This window comes from Xenophilus sp. (genome assembly GCF_044462705.1).
Taxonomy (GTDB): Bacteria; Pseudomonadota; Gammaproteobacteria; order Burkholderiales; family Burkholderiaceae_C; genus Xenophilus; species Xenophilus azovorans.
On record NZ_JBIQNC010000068.1, the window covers coordinates 3,676 to 21,529 of the forward strand.

Here is a 17,854-nt window from a genome sequence, read left to right on the forward strand (position 1 = left end):
CGCACGGGCTTGAGGAAGATGTCCTCGGCCAGCTCGACCATGCCGGGCATCACCGCGCTGCCGCCGGTGAGCACCACGCCGGACGAGAGCACTTCCTCGTAGCCCGACTCGCGCACCACCTGCTGCACCAGCGAGAAGATCTCCTCGATGCGCGGCTCGATCACGCCGGCCAGCGCCTGCTTGCTGAGCATGCGCGGGCCGCGGTCGCCCAGGCCGGGCACTTCCACCTGCGTCTCGGGGTCGGCCAGCAGCTGCTTGGCGAAGCCGTTCTCGACCTTGATGTCCTCGGCGTCCTTGGTGGGCGTGCGCAGCGCCATCGCGATGTCGCTGGTGATCAGGTCGCCGGCGATCGGGATGACGGCCGTGTGGCGGATCGCGCCGCCGGTGAAGATGGCCACGTCGGTGGTGCCGGCGCCGATGTCCACCAGCACCACGCCCAGCTCGCGCTCGTCCTCGGTCAGCACCGCCTGGCTGGAGGCCAGCGGGTTGAGCATGAGCTGGTCCACCTCCAGCCCGCAGCGGCGCACGCACTTGATGATGTTCTCGGCCGCGCTCTGGGCGCCGGTGACGATGTGCACCTTGGCCTCCAGCCGCATGCCGCTCATGCCGATGGGCTCCTTGACGTCCTGCCCGTCGATCACGAACTCCTGCGGCTCCACCAGCAGCAGGCGCTGGTCGCTGGAGATGTTGATGGCGCGCGCCGTCTCGACCACGCGGGCGACGTCGGTGGCGGTGACTTCCTTGTCCTTGACGGCCACCATGCCGCTGGAGTTGATGCCGCGGATGTGGCTGCCGGTGATGCCGGTATAGACGCGGCTGATCTTGCAGTCCGCCATGAACTCGGCTTCCTTGAGCGCCTGCTGGATGCTCTGCACGGTGGCGTCGATGTTGACCACCACGCCGCGCTTGAGGCCGTTGCTCGGCGCCACGCCCAGCCCGGCCAGCTTGAGCTCGCCACCGGGCAGCACCTCCGCCACCACCACCATCACCTTGGCGGTGCCGATGTCGAGTCCGACGACCAGGTCTTTGTAGTCTTTGGCCATTGTGAGATGTCCTCGCGGTTCCTTCTTTCGCTCTTCTCGCTATTTCTTCCGTGCCGGGGGCGTGCCGCCCTCCGGCGCCACGGTCACGCCGCGCAGCCGGATGGCGTAGGCGTCGGCATGGCGCAGGTCGGCGCTTTCCACGGCGTCCACGGTGCGGCCGTACTGCGCCGCCACGTGGCGCACGCTGCGCAGGAAGCGCTGCACGCGTGCCGTCACCTCGTCGCTGTCGCCACGCCCCAGCTCGATGCTGGCGCCGTTGTCCAGCCGCACCTGCCAGCTTCCGCGGCTGGACAGGCTCAGCTGCTCGACGTCCAGCTCGGCCGCCGCGAACAGCGGCGCCAGCTCGTGGTACATGCCCAGCACGTGGCCGGCCTGGTCGTCGGGGCCGGCCAGGCGCGGCAGGTCGTCGCCCGCCTCGGCGCTGTTGGCCTCGAACACCTCGCCGTAGCTGTTGACCAGGCGCGACTCGGACTCGTCGCCCCAGTGCGCCACCGGCCGGTGCTCGGTCAGGGTCGCGCGCAGCCGGTCGGGGAACTCGCGCCGCACGACCGCCTTGCGCACCCAGGGCACCGACTCGAAGGCGGCGCGCGCCTGGGCCAGGTCCACGGTGAAGAAGTTGCCGCGCAACTGCGGCGCCACGTTGGCGCGCAGGGTCACGGCGTTGTTGTGCGTCACGTCGCCGTCCACCTTGATGCCCGCCAGCGGGAAGAAGGGCTGGCGCAGCACCCACCATGCGCCGGCGGCCAGCAGCATCACGCCGAACAGGGCGAACAGCAGCGTGGCCAGCACGTTCATGAGCCGGACGTCGAAGGGTGCGGGCAGGGTGTCGGCCATGGTCGAACGCCTCAGGCAGCGTCCTCCTCTGCGGTGGCCCGCCGCGCCGAGTCCAGCGTGGCGGTGGCCAGCACGCGCAGGCACAACTCCTCGTAATCGATGCCGGCGGCACGCGCCGACATCGGCACCAGCGAGTGGCTGGTCATGCCGGGCGAGGTGTTCATCTCCAGCAGGAAGGGCTTGCGGTCGCCGGCGCGGATCATCAGGTCGGCCCGGCCCCAGCCGCGGCAGCCCAGCGTGCGGTAGGCGGCCAGGGTGATGTGGCGGATCTCCTCTTCCAGCGCGTCGGGCAGGCCGGCCGGGCAGTGGTACTTCACCTCGTCGGTGAAGTACTTGTTCTGGTAGTCGTAGGCGCCCTCGGGCGCGGCGATGCGCACCACCGGCAGCGCCACGGCATCGAGGCCGCTGCCGAGCACGGGACAGGTCACTTCCTCGCCCTCGATGAACTCCTCGCACAGCACGTCGGGGTCGTAGCGCGCCGACAGCTTCACGGCGTCCTGCATCTCGGAATAGCCGCGCACCTTGGTCACGCCGATGGAGGAGCCCTCGCGCGGCGGCTTGACGATCAACGGCAGGCCCAGCACGTCGGGCACGGCGCGCACCTGCTCGCGCGACTGCTGGTCTTCGGCCAGGCGCACGTACTTCGGCGTGGGCAGGCCGTCGGCCTGCCACAGGCGCTTGGTCATCACCTTGTCCATCGCCACGCTGGAGGCCATGACGCCGGAGCCGGTGTAGGGGATGCCCAGCAGTTCCAGCGCGCCCTGCACCGTGCCGTCCTCGCCGTGGCGGCCGTGCAGCGCGATGAAGCAGCGCGCGAAGCCCTCGCGCTTCAGGTCGGCGAGGTCGCGCTCGGCGGGATCGAAGGCATGCGCGTCGACGCCGCGCGAGCGCAGCGCCAGCAGCACGCCGCTGCCGGACATGAGCGACACCTCGCGCTCGGCGGAGCTGCCGCCGAAGAGCACCGCCACCTTGCCGACGGCCTTGGGGTCGATCGGGGTCATCAGAGTACCTCCGCCCTGACGGGCTGCGGTGCGAGCACCTTCGGGCGGCCGGACGGTGCTCATGCTGCCCGTCCTTCCTGCATGGATGCGCCGCCGGCCAGCGCGACCACCTTGCCCGGCACCGCGCCGATGGAGCCGGCGCCCATGCACAGCACCACGTCGCCGTCGCGCGCGTTGTCCAGCACGGCCTGCGGCATGGCGGCGACGTCGTCGACGAAGACCGGCTCCACCTTGCCGGCCACGCGCAGGGCGCGCGCCAGGCTGCGGCCGTCGGCGGCCACGATGGGCGCCTCGCCGGCGGCATACACCTCCGACAGCAGCACCGCGTCTGCGCTGCCGATGACCTTGACGAAGTCCTCGAAGCAGTCGCGCGTGCGGGTGTAACGGTGCGGCTGGAAGGCCAGCACCAGCCGCCGGCCGGGGAAGGCGCCGCGCGCCGCGGCCAGGGTGGCGGCCATCTCGACCGGATGGTGGCCGTAGTCGTCGATCAGCGTGAAGGTGCCGCCGGCGGACGCCGCGATCTCGCCGTAGCGCTGGAAGCGCCGGCCCACGCCCTTGAAGCCGGCCAGGCCGCGCTGCACCGCCTCGTCGGGGATGCCCAGCTCCACCGCCATCGCGATGATCGCCAGCGCGTTGCGCACGTTGTGCTCGCCCGGCAGGTTGAGCACGACGGGCAGGTCGGGCAGCACCACGCCGTTGCGGCGCTGGGCGGTGAAGTGCATCTGGCCGCCGGCCGCGCGCACGTCGATGGCGCGCACCTGCGCATCCTCGGCGAAGCCGTAGCTGGTCACCGGGCAGGTGACCTGGGGCACGATGCCGCGCACCGCCGGATCGTCGGTGCACAGGATCGCCACGCCGTAGAAGGGCATGCGGTGCAGGAAGTCGACGAAGGCCTGCTGCAGCCGGCCGAAGTCGTGGCCGTAGGTCTCCATGTGGTCGGCGTCGATGTTGGTGACGACCGCCATCACGGGCAGCAGGTTGAGGAAGGAGGCGTCGGACTCGTCGGCCTCGACCACGATGTAGTCGCCGCCGCCCAGCCGCGCGTTGGCGCCGGCGCTGTTCAGGCGCCCGCCGATGACGAAGGTCGGATCGAGCCCCGCCGCCGCCAGCACGCTGGCCGCCAGGCTGGTGGTGGTGGTCTTGCCGTGCGTGCCGGCGATGGCGATGCCCTGCTTCAGGCGCATCAGCTCGGCCAGCATCAGGGCGCGCGGCACCACCGGGATGCGGCGCTCGCGCGCGGCGACCACCTCGGGGTTGTCGGGCTTGACCGCGGTGGAGGTCACCACCGCGTCGGCGCCCTCGATGTGCGCCGCCGCGTGGCCGACGAAGGTGCGGATGCCCAGCCCGGCCAGGCGGCGCAGCGTCGCGCTGTCGGCCAGGTCGGAGCCGGAGATGGCGTAGCCCAGGTTCAGCAGCACCTCGGCGATGCCGCTCATGCCGGAGCCGCCCACGCCCACGAAGTGAATGTGACGGATCGCGTGCTTCATGCGCGGCCTCCCTTCACGAGTTCCTCGCAGGCATTCGCCACCTCCCGGGTGGCTTCGGTCTTTTCGAGCGTCTTGGCCTTGAGCGCGCGGTCCAGCAGCGCCGGGCGTTCGGTTTTCAGGAGCAAGTCGGACAGCAGTTCAGGGGTCAGGTCGGTCTGCTGCACCAGCCAGGCCGCGCCCGCGTCGGCGAGGAAGCGGGCGTTGGTGGTCTGGTGGTCGTCGACCGCCGACGGAAAGGGAACGAACAGCGCGGCGGCGCCCACGGCAGCGATCTCGGTCACCGTGCTGGCGCCGGCGCGCGCCACGATCAGGTCGGCCTCGGCATAGGCCTCGGCCGGGTTGTCGATGAAGGGCGTCAGCTCGGCCTCGACGCCCGCGGCCGCGTAGTTGGCGCGCAGTTCGTCGATCTGCTTCTCGCCGCTCTGGTGCAGCACGATCGGCCGCTCCCCGGGCGCGATGCGCGCCAGTGCCTTCGGCACGACGGCATTGAGCGCCTTGGCGCCCAGGCTGCCGCCGACCACCAGCAGCTTCAGCGGCCCGCTGCGGCCGGCGAAGCGCTCGGCGGGCGGGCTCTGGCGCAGGAATTCCTCGCGCAGCGGGTTGCCCACCCACTTCGCCTTGGGCATGACATGGGGGAAGGCGGTGAACACCCGGTCGGCCACGCCGGCCAGCACCTTGTTGGCCATGCCGGCCACCGAGTTCTGCTCGTGCAGCACCAGCGGCCGGCCCAGCAGCACGCCCATCATCCCGCCCGGGAAGGTGATGTAGCCGCCCAGGCCGACCACCACGTCGGGCTTCACGCGGCGCACCACCGCGATGCTCTGCCAGAAGGCGCGCAGCAGCTTGAGCGGCAGGAGCGCCAGCGTGAGCAGGCCCTTGCCGCGCACGCCGCCGAACTGCACCGGCTCGAAGGCGAAGCCGCGCGGCGGCACCAGCCGCTCTTCCATGCTGCCCGGCGCGCCCAGCCAGTGCACGCGCCAGCCGCGCGCGCGCAGCTCTTCCGCCACGGCCAGGCCGGGGAAGATGTGGCCGCCGGTGCCGCCTGCCATGACCAGGGCTGTCCTCATACGCGGCCTCCGCGCATCAGCGGCGCTGACGCGCCTCGCAGCGCTACGCGCTGCACGCGGTTTTGGTGAAACCGCATCCTCATACGCGGCCTCCGCGCATGAGGACGCGGTTTTCGTAGTCGACCCGCAGCACGAGCGCCAAGGCGATCAGGTTCAGCAGCATGGCCGAGCCGCCGAAGCTCATCAGCGGCAGGCCCAGGCCCTTGGTGGGCAGCGCGCCGAGGTTCACGCCCACGTTGATGAAGGCCTGGAAGCCCATCCAGATGCCCACGCCCTGCGCCACCAGGCCGGCGAAGACGCGGTCCAGCGCGATGGCCTGGCGGCCGATGTGCATGATGCGGCGCGTCAGCCAGAAGAACAGGCAGATGATCAGCAGCAGGCCGACCAGGCCGAACTCCTCTCCCAGCACGGCCAGCAGGAAGTCGGTGTGCGCCTCGGGCAGCCAGTGCAGCTTCTCGACGCTGCCGCCCAGGCCGACGCCGAAGATCTCGCCGCGGCCGATGGCGATGAGCGCGTGCGAGAGCTGGTAGCCCTTGCCCAGCGCGTGCTCCTCGCTGAAGGGATCGAGGTACGCGAAGATGCGCTCGCGCCGCCAGGGGCTGGCCGCCACCATGATGGCGAAGGCCACCACCACCAGCGCGGCGATCAGGAAGAACATGCGCGCGTTCACGCCGCCCAGGAACAGGATGCCCATGGCGATGACCGCGATCACCACGAAGGCGCCCATGTCCGGCTCGGCCAGCAGCAGCATGCCCACCACCACCACCGCCAGCGCCATCGGGATCACGGCGCGGAAGAAGCGCTCCTTGATCTCCATCTTGCGCACCATGTAGCTGGAGGCGTAGAGCACCATCGCCAGCTTGGCCAGCTCCGAGGGCTGGAAGTTCATGAGGCCCAGCGGCAGCCAGCGCCGCGCGCCGTTGACGACGCGGCCGATGTGCGGGATCAGCACCAGCACCAGCAGCAGGATGGAGACGATGAACAGCCACGGCGCGATGCGCTCCCACTGGCGCATCGGCACCTGGAAGGCCAGCAGCCCGGCGATGAAGGCGATGGCGATGAAGGCGCCGTGGCGCAGCACGAAGAAGCCCTGGCCGTAGTTGGCGCGCGCGAAGCGCGGGTTGTCGCCCAGCGCGATGGAGGCCGAATACACCATCACCAGGCCCCAGGCCAGCAGCGCGACGATGACCCACAGCATCGCCTGGTCGAAGCCCAGCACGCGCACCGGCGCGGCCTTGGTCTGCGTGAAGTCGCTGCCGCCCAGGCGCACCGGCAGGTGCATGGGCAGCGCGTCCATGCCGCGGCGGGCGCGGCCGAACAGGCCGGAGAGGCCCGAGAGGAAGCCCGGACGGGCGTTGGGCGTGGCGGCGGCGGGGCTGCTCATGTCGCGTCCTCTCCCTCGACGGGCGCGGCGGCGCCCTCGCGCATCGGCGCCGGGTCGTCGGCCAGCGCCTGCACGGCGCCCCGGAACACCTCGGCGCGGTGCGCGTAGTCGCGGAACATGTCGAAGCTGGCGCAGGCGGGCGACAGCAGCACCGCGTCGCCGGGCTGCGCGCGGCGCGCAGCCAGCAGCACGGCCTCGTCCATCGACGCGGCGTCCAGCAGCGGCACGCCGGTGCCTTCCAGCGCGGCGCGGAGGATCGGCGCGTCGCGGCCGATCAGCACCACGGCGCGGGCGTAGCGGCCCACCGGTTCGGCCAGCGGGCCGAAGTCCTGGCCCTTGCCCTCGCCGCCCGCGATCAGCACGATGCGCCGCTGGACGACGGCCCCCACGCTCGGCACTTCGTGTCCTCGCTGCCCCCCAAGGGGGCTCTCGCTTGCTTGGGGCGGCCCGGCGCTGCGCTCGCCGCCCAGGCCCAGCAGCGCGGCCGCGGTGGCGCCGACGTTGGTGCCCTTGCTGTCGTCGAAGAACTCGATGTCGTCGACCAGCGCGACCGGCTCCACGCGGTGCGGCTCGCCGGCGTACTCGCGCAGGCCGTAGAGCATCGGCGCCAGCGGGCAGCCGGCGGCCACGGCCAGCGCCAGCGCGGCCAGCGCGTTCATGGCGTTGTGCTGGCCGCGGATGCGCAGCGCGTCCGCCGGCATCAGGCGCTGCAGGTGGATCTCTTCCTCATCACTTGAAACCCCCACGCTCGGCACTGCGTGTCCTCGCTGCCCCCCGAGGGGGTGCGCGCTTGCTTGGGGCGGCCCGGCGCGGCGCGCGGCGCCGCGCTTGCGCTTCTGCGTCTCGTCGGCCTCGTGCGCGCGCACCAGCCAGGCCATGCCGTTGACGCGCTCGATGCCGAAGTCGCCCGGGCGCTGCGGCAGGCCGCTGCCGAAGGTGACGTGCGCGCGCTGCTGCGGCCGCTGCAGCTTCGCGCGCACCGGCGGCGGCAGCATCGCCATCACCGCCTCGTCGTCGCGGTTGAGCACCATCAGGCCGCGCTCGCCGAAGATGCGCGCCTTGGCCGCCGCATACGCCGCCATGTCGCCATGCCAGTCCAGGTGGTCCTGCGTGATGTTGAGCGCCGTGGCGGCCGTCGGCTCGAAGCCGCGCACGCCGTCGAGCTGGAAGCTGGACAGCTCCAGCACCCATGCCTGCGGCAGGTCGCCCGCGTCCATCCGCTCGGCCAGCGTGTCGAGCAGGCTGGGGCCGATGTTGCCGGCCACGGCCACCGTGCGCCCGGCCCGCTCGACCAGCAGGCCGGTGAGCGAGGTGACGGTGGTCTTGCCGTTGGTGCCGGTGACGGCGAGCACGGCGGGGCGGTAGCCGGTTTCGGCCGGCGGCGGGGCGATGACGGGCGCGGGCGCCTCGTCGTCGGATGCGGGGGCGGGTTCGGCGGCGGCCGGGGCCTCCTCGGCCTGCGCTTCGGCCGGTGCCTCGGCCTCCGGAACTTCGTCGGCCTGCGGCGTCTCGTCGGCCTCGCGCAGATCGGCCAGCGCCTGCACGAACAGGTCCAGCTCGCCGCCCACCGGCAGCCCGATGGCGCGCGCCGCGTCGGCCACCGGCGCGATGGCGGCCGGCGACAGGCCGGGCGAGCGGTACACGGCGCGGATCGGCGTGCCTTCGACCAGCGCCGCGCTGAACGGGCCGCCGACGAACTTCACCTGCGGCAACTGCTCGCGCAGCACGGCCAACTGCGGCGGCGCCTCGCGCGTGTCGGCCACCGTCACCTGCGCGCCGTGGCGCGCGCACCAGCGCGCCATCGCCAGCCCGGACGCGCCGAGGCCGAGGACGAGGACGTGCAGATCCTGGAGGTGCTTCATCGCCGGTTCACCTCAGCTTCAGGGTGGACAGCCCCACCAGGCACAGCAGCATGGTGATGATCCAGAAGCGCACCACCACCTGGGTCTCGCGCCAGCCGCTCTTCTCGAAGTGATGGTGCAAGGGTGCCATCTTCAGCACGCGCCGGCCCTCGCCATAGCGTTTCTTCGTGTATTTGAAGTAGCTGACCTGTGCCATCACCGAGATGGCCTCGACCACGAAGATGCCGCCCATCACGAAGAACACGATCTCCTGGCGCACGATGACGGCCACCGTGCCCAGCGCGCCGCCCAGCGCCAGCGCGCCCACGTCGCCCATGAAGACCTGCGCCGGGTGCGTGTTGAACCACAGGAAGGCCAGGCCCGCGCCCGCCATCGCGGAGCAGAACACCAGCAGCTCGCCCGAGCCGGGAATGTGCGGGAACAGCAGGTACTTGCTGTAGACGGCGCTGCCGGTGACGTAGGCGAACACGCCCAGCGCCGAGCCGACCATCACCACCGGCATGATGGCCAGCCCGTCCAGCCCGTCGGTGAGGTTGACCGCGTTGCTGGCGCCGACGATGACCAGGTAGGTCAGGATCACGAAGCCGATGCCGCCCAGCGGATAGCTGATCTCCTTGAAGAAGGGCAGCAGCAGGTGCGTCTTGGGCGGGAAGTCCATGTCGAAGCCGGAACTCACCCAGTTGACGAACAGCTCCAGCACGCGGCCGTTGGAGCTTTCGGAAATGGCGAACAGCAGGTAGAAGGCCGCTATCAGCCCGATCAGCGACTGCCAGAAGTACTTCTCGCGCGAGCGCATGCCCTCCGGGTCCTTGTTGACGACCTTGCGCCAGTCGTCCACCCAGCCGATGGCGCCGAAGCCCAGCGTGACCCACAGCACGACCCACACGAAGCGGTTCGACAGGTCGAACCACAGCAGCGTGGCCAGCGCGATCGAGAACAGCACCAGCACGCCGCCCATGGTGGGCGTGCCGCTCTTGGAGAGGTGCGTCTCCATCGCGTAGCCGCGCACCGGCTGGCCGATCTTCAGCGCCGTCAGGCGGCCGATCACCCAGGGGCCCGCGGCCAGGCCGAACAGCAGCGCGGTCACCGCCGCCATCAGCGCGCGGAAGGTCAGGTACTGGAACACGCGCAGGAAGCCCAGCTCCGGCGAGAGGGTCTGCAACCATTGGGTCAGGCTCAGCAGCATGCGCGCGCGCCGGGTTCATGCACCATGGCCGGCCTCCTCGTTGTCGTCGTTGTCGCGGGCGGGCGCGAGCGCCGCCTCGACGGCCTGCACCACGCGCTCCATCCGCATGAACCGCGAGCCCTTGACCAGCACGCTGCCCCACGCGGGCAGCTGCTCGCGCACCGCGGCGTTGAGCGCATCGATGTCGGCGAAGTGGCGGCCCTCGCGGCCGAAGGCGGCGATGGCATGCGCGCAGGCCTCGCCCAGCCCGTACACCGCGTCGATGCCGCGCCGGCGCGCCCACTCGCCCACCTCGGCATGGAACTGCGGGCCCTGGTCGCCGACCTCGCCCATGTCGCCCAGCACCAGCAGGCGCGGGCCCGGCAGTTCGGCCAGCACGTCGATGGCGGCGCGTGCGGAATCGGGGTTGGCGTTGTAGCTGTCGTCCACCAGCGTCAGCGGCGCGGCGCCGGCGCGCGCCACCAGCCGGCTGCGCGAGCGGCCCTTGACCGGCTCGAAGGCCGCCAGGCCGCGCGCGATCTCGTCCAGCGACACGCCCGCCGCCAGCGCGCAGGCGGTGGCCGCCAGCGCGTTGTGCAGGTTGTGGCGGCCCGCGATGTGCAGGTGCGTCGCCAGCGGCCCCAGCGGCGTGCGGATCTCCAGCGCCCACGCCTCGCCCTGCCAGTGCGCCTCGCCCAGCGCGATGTCGGCATCGGCCGAAGTGCCGAAGCGGATGCAGCGGCGCCCGGCCTCCTCGCGCGCCATCGATTCCCACAGCTCGCTGTAGTCGTCGCCGGCCGGGAAGATCGCGGTGCCCTGCGGCGGCAGCGCAGCGAACACGCTGCCGTTCTCGCGCGCCACCGCCTCCACCGTGGCCATGAATTCCTGGTGCTCGCGCTGTGCGTTGTTCACCAGCGCCACCGTGGGCTGCGCGATGGCGGCCAGCCGCGCGATCTCGCCGGGGTGGTTCATGCCCAGCTCGACCACCGCCAGGCGGTGCTCGGGCCGCAGGCGCATCAGCGTCAGCGGCAGGCCGACCTCGTTGTTGAAGTTGCCTTCGGTGGCCAGCGCGCGCGCGCCGGCCGAGGTGCGCAGGATCGCCGCGATCATCTGCGTCACCGTCGTCTTGCCATTGCTGCCGGTGACGGCGATCAGCGGCAGTTCGAACTGCATCCGCCAGCCGTGCGCGATGGCGCCGAGCGCGGCCAGCGTGTCGGGCACCTCCAGACCGGGCAGGCCGGCCTGTGCCAGCCCGGCCTGCGCCACGGCCGCCACGGCGCCGTGCGCGCGCGCCTGGGGCAGGAAGGCATGGCCGTCGAAGCGCTCGCCCTTCAGGGCCACGAACAGGTCGCCGGCGGCGAGGCTACGGCTGTCGGTGTGGACGCGGGCGACCGGCGTGGCGCCGTCGCCCACCAGGCGAGCGCCGGGCACCCAGGCCAACGCCTGCTGCAGGGTGAAGAGCATCGTGCCGGTCATGCTGCGCTCCTGGCGCGCAGCGCCGCTTCGGCGTGCACGCGGTCGGAGAAGGGCTGGCGCCGGCCGGCGATCTCCTGCCAGGCCTCGTGGCCCTTGCCCGCGATCAGCACCACGTCGGCCGTGTCGGCCTCGGCGATCGTCTCGGCGATGGCCGCTGCGCGGTCGACCTGCACGCGGGCCGCCTCCGGCCGTGCCAGGCCGCGCAGGATCTGGCTCAGGATCCGATCGGGCGACTCGCCGCGCGGGTTGTCGCTGGTGAGCACTACCACGTCGGCGCGCGCCTCGGCCACGGCGCCCATCATCGGGCGCTTGAGCGGGTCGCGGTCGCCGCCGCAGCCGAAGACGCACCACAGCCGCCCGCCGCGCTGCGCCGCGAAGGCGCGCAGGCCGGCCAGCGCCTTGTCCAGCGCGTCGGGCGTGTGAGCGTAGTCGATCACGGCCAGCGGCGCGTGCTGGCCGCCCCCGGGAAGACGCTGGGCCGCTCCCGAGTCTTCCTGCTCCCCTTGGGGGACGAAGCCGGCGTGCCGGCTTCCGGGGGCTGTCACGATTTCCATGCGGCCGGGCACGCTGCCCAGGTCGCGGCAGGCAGCCACGGCCGCTTCCAGCGACAGGCCCAGCGCCCGCAGCGTGCCGATGACCCCCAGCAGGTTCGCCACGTTGTAGTCGCCGATCAGGCCGGTGGCCAGGCGCACCGGCGCCATGCCGTCCTCCACCACGGTGAAGGCCAGCCCCTGCCCGCCGTGGCCGACGTCGCGCGCCTCGAGCCGCGCGCCGTGGCCGGCGGACGAGAGCGTCCAGATGTCCAGGCCCGGTGCCGCGCCGGCGTCCAGCAGGTCCTTCACCAGGGCGGCGCCCTTCACGTCGTCGATGTTGACCACCGCCGCGCGCAGGCCCGGCCAGCGGAACAGTTCCGCCTTGGCCTGCCAGTAGGCCTCCATGCTGCCGTGGTAGTCCAGGTGGTCCTGCGTGAAGTTGGTGAACACGGCCACCGCGATGCGCGTGCCGTCCAGCCGCCGCTCGGCCAGGCCGATGGAGGAGGCCTCGATGGCGCAGGCGCCGAAGCCGGCGCGCACGAAGTGGCGCAGCGCCCGCTGCAGCATGACGGGGTCGGGCGTGGTCAGGCCGGTGTATTCCAGCGCCGGCGGCACGCCCATGCCGAGGGTGCCGACGACGGCGCAGGGCGAGGGCCCCGCGCCCGTGCAGGCGGTGAGCGCCTGCGCCAGCCACCAGGCGGTCGAGGTCTTGCCGTTGGTGCCGGTGACGGCCAGCACGTCCAGCGCATGCGAGGGCTGCTCGTAGTAGGCGGCGGCGATCGGGCCGGTGGCGGCCTTCAGGCCGGCATAGGCGGCGACGGACGCGCCGCCGGCGCCGCCCTCCCGCGCGAAGCCGAAGGCGTCCGCGCCCTCGTGCTCCACCAGGCAGGCGGCCGCCCCCTGCGCCAGCGCCGCGCCGACGAACTGCCGCCCGTCGACGGCCGCGCCCGGCCAGGCGATGAAGCCGTCGCCGCGGCCGACGCGGCGGCTGTCGGCGAACAGGTCGCCCTGCACGCGCTGGTGTAGCCAGCGCGCGGCCTCGTCGGGGCTGCGGAGCATCTGCAGGGCCATCAGAAGCTCTCCTCCACGCCCTCGGTCACGACCAGGGGCTTGACGGCCAGGTCCGGCGGCACGTTCATCATGCGCAGCGTCTGCTGCACCACCTCGCTGAACACCGGCGCCGCCACCGCGCCGCCGTAGTACTGGCCGGCACTGGGCTCGTCGATCATCACCGCCACGATGATGCGCGGCTTGTCGATCGGCGCCATGCCGGTGAACCAGGCGCGGTACTTGTTGCTGGCGTAGCCCTTGCCCACCTGCTTGTGGGCCGTGCCGGACTTGCCGCCGACCGAGTAGCCCACCGTCTGCGCGCGCTGGCCGGTGCCGCCGGGGCCGGCGGCCATCTGCAGCATCTTGCGCACGGCGCGCGCGTTCTCGGCCGAGAACACCTTCACCCCCACCGCCGGCTCGCTGCTCTTGAGGATGGTGGCCGGGATGACGCGGCCGTCGTGCGCGAAGGCGGTGTACGAGTGCGCCATCTGGAACAGCGAGGCCGACAGGCCGTAGCCGTAGGACATGGTGGCCTGCTCCACCGGCTTCCACGTCTTCCAGGGGCGCAGCCGGCCGCTGACGGCGCCGGGGAAGGCGATCTGCGGCTTCTGCCCGTAGCCCAGCGCGGTGTAGACGTCCCACATCTCGTGCGGGCTCATCTTCTGCGCGATCTTCAGCGCGCCCACGTTGCTGGACTTCTGGATCACGCCCTCCACCGTGAGCGCGCCGTAGTTGTGCGTGTCGCGGATGGTGAAGCCGCCGAGCTGGTAGCGCCCGGGCGAGGTGTCGATGACGGTCTGCGGCCTGATGCGGCCCGCCTCCATCGCCATCGCCACGGTGATGGGCTTCATGGTCGAGCCGGGCTCGAAGGTGTCGGTGAGGGCGCGGTTGCGCAGTTGCTCGCCGGTGAGGTTCTGGCGCCTGTCGGGCGAGTAGCTGGGGTAGTTGGCCAGCGCCAGCACCTCGCCGGTGACGGCGTCGAGCACCACCACGCTGCCCGCCCTGGCTTTGTTGGCGGTGACGGCGTCGCGCAGTTTCTGGTAGGCGAAGAACTGCACCTTGCTGTCGATCGCGAGCTGGATGTCCTTGCCGTCCACCGGCGGCACCACCTCGCCCACGCCCTCGATCACGCGGCCGAGGCGGTCCTTGATGACGCGCTGCGAGCCGGGCTGGCCGGCCAGCGCCTTGTCGAAGGCCAGCTCGATGCCTTCCTGGCCGTGGTCCTCCACGTTGGTGAAGCCCACCACGTGCGCGGCCGCCTCGCCCTCGGGGTACTGGCGCTTGTACTCGCGCGTCTGGTGCAGGCCCTTGATGTTCAGCGCCGCGATCTGCTTGGCGATGGGCTCGTCCACCTGGCGCTGGATCCACACGAAGGTCTTGTCCTCGTCGGCGAGCTTCTTGTCCAGGTCCTTGGGCGCCATGCCCAGCAGCTTGGCCACCTGGCGCAGCCTGGCCTTGGTGTCCGGATCGTCGCGCTCGATGTCCTCGGGAATCGCCCAGATGCTGGGCGCGATGACGCTGGAGGCGAGGATCAGCCCGTTGCGGTCGAGGATGCGGCCCCGGTTGGCCGGCAGCGCCAGCGTGCGCTCGAAGCGCACCGTGCCCTGGCGCAGGAAGAAGTCGTTGCCGATCACCTGCACGTACACCGCGCGCCCGGCCAGCACCACGAAGCCCAGCGCGATGCTGGCGACGATGAACTTGCTGCGCCAGACCGGCGTCTTGCTCGCCAGCAGGGGGCTGGTGGTGTAGCGCACGCTGCGGCTGGTGCTCATCGCCCGCTCCTGCCGGTTGCCGCGCCGGCGCGGCCGGCGACTGCCGCCGCGGCGGCCTGGCGCGCGGCCTCTTCCGGCGGCAGCGGGGCGACGCCCGGGATCACCGTGCCGTCGGCGCGCACGTACTGGGTGATGGCCGGCGTGGTGGTGCGCATCCTGAGCTGCTCCTTGGCCAGCTTCTCGATGCGCAGCGGCGTGGCCTGGGCCCGCTTGTCCACCTGCAGCCGCTCGAACTCCGTCTCCAGCGTGCGCGCCTCGCTCTGCGCCCGGTACAGCTGCGTGTAGAGCTGGCGCGAACGGTACTGGGTGTGCACCAGCACCATGGCCGTGACGATCACGGCCAGCAGCAGGAAGAGGTTCAGGCGCGTGATCAAGCCGCCACCTCCGTGCGTTCGGCCACGCGCAGGATCGCGCTGCGGGCGCGCGGATTGGCCGCCACCTCGGCCGCCGACGGGCGCACGCGCCCGAGCGCGCGCAGCTTCATCGCCTTGGGCGCGGCGAAGGGCGCGCGGCGGTCGAACACCTCGCGCGAATGGGCGGCGATGAACTGCTTGACGATGCGGTCTTCCAGCGAGTGGAAGCTGATCACCGCCAGCCGGCCTCCGGGTTGCAGCACGTTCAGGCTCGCTCCTAGCGCCTGTTGCAGCTCTTCAAGCTCGGCGTTGACGTGAATCCGAAGAGCCTGAAATGTGCGCGTTGCAGGGTTCTGGCCCGGCTCGCGGGTTTTGACCGCGCCAGCCACGAGCTCGGCCAGCTCGGCGGTGGTTGAAACTGGGCCCCGTTCCTGTCGGCGAGCAGCAATCGCCTTTGCAATCTGAACAGCAAACCGTTCTTCGCCATAGTCACGAATCACCTCTGCAATCTGCTGTGTGTCGGCCGTTGCCAGCCACTCGGCCGCGCTCTGGCCGCGCGTGGTGTCCATGCGCATGTCGAGCGGGCCGTCGAAACGAAAAGAAAAACCCCGTGCGGGGTCGTCGATCTGGGGGGAGCTGACGCCGAGATCCATGAGGATCCCGGCCACGCTGCCCGGGGGCAGCGCTCCCAGCCCCGTGAAGCCTTCGTGCCGGATGGCAAAGCGCGCATCGGCGATGCGCCCCGCTTCCGCCACCGCCTCCGGGTCCTTGTCGAAGGCGATCAGCCGGCCCTGCGGCCCCAGTTGCTCCAGGATGCGGCGCGCGTGGCCGCCGCGCCCGAAGGTCGCGTCCACGAAGGTGCCGCCGGGCGCCGCAGCCCCACCCAGCAGGGCGTCGACGGCTTCCTGCAGCAGCACCGTGGTGTGGACGAGGGGCGTATTCAAGCGGCCGCCCCATCAGAAGGCCAGGTCCTGCAGCGACTGGGGATCCATGGCGGCCAGCGCCTCGGCTTCCTTGGCGTCGTGCGTGGCCTTGTCCCACAGCTCGAAGTGGCTGCCCATGCCCAGCAGCAGGGTCTCGCGCTGGATGCCGGCGGCGGCCCGCAGCTCGGGCGACACCAGCACGCGGCCGGTGCCGTCCATGTCCACGTCCATGGCGTTGCCGAGGAACAGGCGCTTGTACCACTGCGCGTTCATCGGCAGCGCGGCGATCTTCTCGCGGAATTGCTCCCACGCGGGGCGCGGGAAGATCATCAGACAGCCGTGGGGATGGCGGGTGATCGTGAGCTGCCCGCCGGCCGTCGCCAGCAGGACGTCGCGATGCCGGGTCGGCACCGACAGCCGCCCCTTGGCATCCAGACTCAGCGATGAAGCGCCCTGAAACACGACCCCGAAACCCCGATTCGGCAGTTGTCGGGGCGTGAAGGCGAGGCTGCCGTCACTTTTTCCCACTTAACTGCACTTTTTTGCACTGTAGCAGGAAAGGATGGGCACGCAACGCGGCACGTCGCTATTTTTTGTAATGGAATCAACGACTTAGCGAGGCAATCTGCGAAGCAAATCACCTCGAAAGTCGTTTAGAAGTAAGCACTTAGCGAGAGCACTGAAAGTGCTTCGTGAAGCGTGGGCGCCGCCCGCACCTCGCCTCAGAGGATGAAACGGGAAAGGTCCTCGTCGTGACTTAGTGCCGCCAGCCGCGCGTCCACGTAGGCGGCGTCGATGCGCACGGTCTGCCCTTCCAGCTTCGCGGCGTCGAAGCTCACCTCGTCGAGCAGCCGCTCCATCACGGTCGACAGGCGCCGGGCGCCGATGTTCTCGGTGCGCTCGTTGACCTCGAAGGCGATGGTGGCCAGCCGGGTGATGCCGTCGGGCGTGAATTCCAGCGTCACGCCCTCGGTGCCCAGCAGCGCCTGGTACTGCTTGACCAGCGAGGCGCGCGTCTGCGTGAGGATGCTCTCGAAGTCCGCCACCGACAGCGACTGCAGTTCCACCCGGATCGGGAAGCGCCCCTGCAGCTCGGCGATCAGGTCGCTGGGCTTGCTCATGTGGAAGGCGCCGCTGGCGATGAACAGGATGTGGTCGGTGCGCACCACGCCGTACTTGGTCGTGACGGCCGTGCCCTCCACCAGCGGCAGCAGGTCGCGCTGCACGCCCTGGCGCGACACGTCGGCCCCCTGCGCCTCGCTGCGCGTGGCGACCTTGTCGATCTCGTCGATGAAGACGATGCCGTTCTGCTCGGCGTTGGCGATGGCCTGAGCGCGCACCTCCTCCTCGTTGAGCAGCTTGCCCGCCTCCTCGTCGGTGAGCAGGCGCATCGCCTCGGCGATGCGCAGCTTGCGCGCCTTGCGCCGGCCGCCGCCGAGCTGGCTGAACATGCCGCGCAGCTGCTCGGTCATCTCCTCCATGCCGGCGGGGCCCATGATCTCCAGCGGCGCGCGCTGCTCGGCCACTTCGATCTCGATCTCCTTGTCGTCGAGCTGCCCCTCGCGCAGCTTCTTGCGGAAGGCCTGGCGGGTGGCGTTGCCGCTGTCGCCCTGCGCCGAGCCGTCGGCGCCGCGGGCGCCGGGCAGCAGCGCGTCGAGGACGCGCTCCTCGGCCGCGTCCTCGGCGCGCATGCGCACCTTGGCGGCCTCGGCCTCGCGCGTCTGCTTGACGGCCACCTCGGCCAGGTCGCGGACGATGGAATCCACGTCCTTGCCGACGTAGCCCACCTCGGTGAACTTGGTGGCCTCCACCTTGACGAAGGGCGCGTCGGCCAGCCGGGCCAGGCGGCGCGCGATCTCGGTCTTGCCCACGCCGGTGGGGCCGATCATCAGGATGTTCTTGGG

15 protein-coding genes are annotated in these 17,854 nt (G+C 71.3%); all 15 read right to left on the reverse strand.

The window, feature by feature from the left end; all coding sequences use genetic code 11:
- On the reverse strand, positions 1 to 1,043 hold a 1,043-nt coding region (ftsA, locus tag ACIY1X_RS12235; RefSeq protein ID WP_399680828.1), incomplete at its 3' end, for a cell division protein FtsA.
- A 39-nt stretch (positions 1,044 to 1,082) separates the two neighbouring features.
- Positions 1,083 to 1,877: a cell division protein FtsQ/DivIB gene (locus ACIY1X_RS12240; protein WP_399680829.1), complete on the reverse strand. Its 795-nt coding sequence runs from the start codon at positions 1,875 to 1,877 to the stop codon at positions 1,083 to 1,085.
- An 11-nt stretch (positions 1,878 to 1,888) separates the two neighbouring features.
- Positions 1,889 to 2,878, reverse strand: coding sequence for a D-alanine--D-alanine ligase (locus tag ACIY1X_RS12245; RefSeq protein WP_399680831.1), 990 nt, complete (start codon positions 2,876 to 2,878; stop codon positions 1,889 to 1,891).
- A 59-nt stretch (positions 2,879 to 2,937) separates the two neighbouring features.
- Positions 2,938 to 4,365, reverse strand: coding sequence for a UDP-N-acetylmuramate--L-alanine ligase (murC, locus tag ACIY1X_RS12250; RefSeq protein WP_399680833.1), 1,428 nt, complete (start codon positions 4,363 to 4,365; stop codon positions 2,938 to 2,940).
- Entirely contained in the window at positions 4,362 to 5,432 is a 1,071-nt protein-coding gene (gene murG / locus ACIY1X_RS12255; RefSeq protein ID WP_038211722.1) for an undecaprenyldiphospho-muramoylpentapeptide beta-N-acetylglucosaminyltransferase, read from the reverse strand. Before murG ends, murC begins: the two co-directional genes overlap by 4 nt.
- A gap of 79 nt (positions 5,433 to 5,511) precedes the next feature.
- Positions 5,512 to 6,816 carry a putative lipid II flippase FtsW gene (gene ftsW / locus ACIY1X_RS12260; protein ID WP_038211720.1) on the reverse strand — a complete coding sequence of 435 codons (1,305 nt, stop codon included), beginning with the start codon at positions 6,814 to 6,816 and terminating at the stop codon, positions 5,512 to 5,514.
- Entirely contained in the window at positions 6,813 to 8,678 is a 1,866-nt protein-coding gene (gene murD, locus ACIY1X_RS12265; RefSeq protein ID WP_399680835.1) for a Mur ligase family protein, read from the reverse strand. Before murD ends, ftsW begins: the two co-directional genes overlap by 4 nt.
- A 7-nt stretch (positions 8,679 to 8,685) precedes the next feature.
- Positions 8,686 to 9,864, reverse strand: coding sequence for a phospho-N-acetylmuramoyl-pentapeptide-transferase (gene mraY, locus ACIY1X_RS12270; protein WP_038211719.1), 1,179 nt, complete (start codon positions 9,862 to 9,864; stop codon positions 8,686 to 8,688).
- Between the two features lie 15 nt (positions 9,865 to 9,879).
- The gene (gene murF / locus ACIY1X_RS12275; RefSeq protein ID WP_211260265.1) at positions 9,880 to 11,319 is read right to left on the reverse strand and encodes a UDP-N-acetylmuramoyl-tripeptide--D-alanyl-D-alanine ligase; all 1,440 of its coding nucleotides are present in this window, start codon (positions 11,317 to 11,319) and stop codon (positions 9,880 to 9,882) included.
- Positions 11,316 to 12,923, reverse strand: a complete 1,608-nt coding sequence (locus tag ACIY1X_RS12280; RefSeq protein ID WP_038211718.1) for a UDP-N-acetylmuramoyl-L-alanyl-D-glutamate--2,6-diaminopimelate ligase — start codon at positions 12,921 to 12,923, stop codon at positions 11,316 to 11,318. Before ACIY1X_RS12280 ends, murF begins: the two co-directional genes overlap by 4 nt.
- The gene (locus tag ACIY1X_RS12285) at positions 12,923 to 14,674 is read right to left on the reverse strand and encodes a penicillin-binding protein 2 (RefSeq protein WP_038211716.1); all 1,752 of its coding nucleotides are present in this window, start codon (positions 14,672 to 14,674) and stop codon (positions 12,923 to 12,925) included. Before ACIY1X_RS12285 ends, ACIY1X_RS12280 begins: the two co-directional genes overlap by 1 nt.
- Positions 14,671 to 15,045, reverse strand: a complete 375-nt coding sequence (gene ftsL, locus ACIY1X_RS12290) for a cell division protein FtsL (RefSeq protein WP_038211740.1) — start codon at positions 15,043 to 15,045, stop codon at positions 14,671 to 14,673. Before ftsL ends, ACIY1X_RS12285 begins: the two co-directional genes overlap by 4 nt.
- On the reverse strand, positions 15,045 to 15,971 hold the full coding sequence (rsmH, locus tag ACIY1X_RS12295; RefSeq protein WP_038211714.1) for a 16S rRNA (cytosine(1402)-N(4))-methyltransferase RsmH: 927 nt from the start codon (positions 15,969 to 15,971) through the stop codon (positions 15,045 to 15,047). Before rsmH ends, ftsL begins: the two co-directional genes overlap by 1 nt.
- 12 nt (positions 15,972 to 15,983) lie before the next feature.
- The gene (gene mraZ, locus ACIY1X_RS12300; RefSeq protein ID WP_038211713.1) at positions 15,984 to 16,412 is read right to left on the reverse strand and encodes a division/cell wall cluster transcriptional repressor MraZ; all 429 of its coding nucleotides are present in this window, start codon (positions 16,410 to 16,412) and stop codon (positions 15,984 to 15,986) included.
- A 260-nt stretch (positions 16,413 to 16,672) separates the two neighbouring features.
- Positions 16,673 to 17,854, reverse strand: a 1,182-nt coding sequence (gene hslU / locus ACIY1X_RS12305) for an ATP-dependent protease ATPase subunit HslU (RefSeq protein WP_399680838.1), incomplete at its 5' end; no start/stop codon positions are given.

Coding starts and splice junctions, on each gene's coding strand:
- ACIY1X_RS12245 (WP_399680831.1), bottom strand. CDS start 2,878: ATGACCCCGATCGACCCCAAGGCCGTCGGCAAGGTGGCGGTGCTCTTC.
- ACIY1X_RS12240 (WP_399680829.1), bottom strand. CDS start 1,877: ATGGCCGACACCCTGCCCGCACCCTTCGACGTCCGGCTCATGAACGTG.
- murG (WP_038211722.1), bottom strand. CDS start 5,432: ATGAGGACAGCCCTGGTCATGGCAGGCGGCACCGGCGGCCACATCTTC.
- murF (WP_211260265.1), bottom strand. CDS start 11,319: ATGACCGGCACGATGCTCTTCACCCTGCAGCAGGCGTTGGCCTGGGTG.
- ACIY1X_RS12285 (WP_038211716.1), bottom strand. CDS start 14,674: ATGAGCACCAGCCGCAGCGTGCGCTACACCACCAGCCCCCTGCTGGCG.
- mraY (WP_038211719.1), bottom strand. CDS start 9,864: ATGCTGCTGAGCCTGACCCAATGGTTGCAGACCCTCTCGCCGGAGCTG.
- murC (WP_399680833.1), bottom strand. CDS start 4,365: ATGAAGCACGCGATCCGTCACATTCACTTCGTGGGCGTGGGCGGCTCC.
- ACIY1X_RS12280 (WP_038211718.1), bottom strand. CDS start 12,923: ATGGCCCTGCAGATGCTCCGCAGCCCCGACGAGGCCGCGCGCTGGCTA.
- ftsW (WP_038211720.1), bottom strand. CDS start 6,816: ATGAGCAGCCCCGCCGCCGCCACGCCCAACGCCCGTCCGGGCTTCCTC.
- murD (WP_399680835.1), bottom strand. CDS start 8,678: ATGAAGCACCTCCAGGATCTGCACGTCCTCGTCCTCGGCCTCGGCGCG.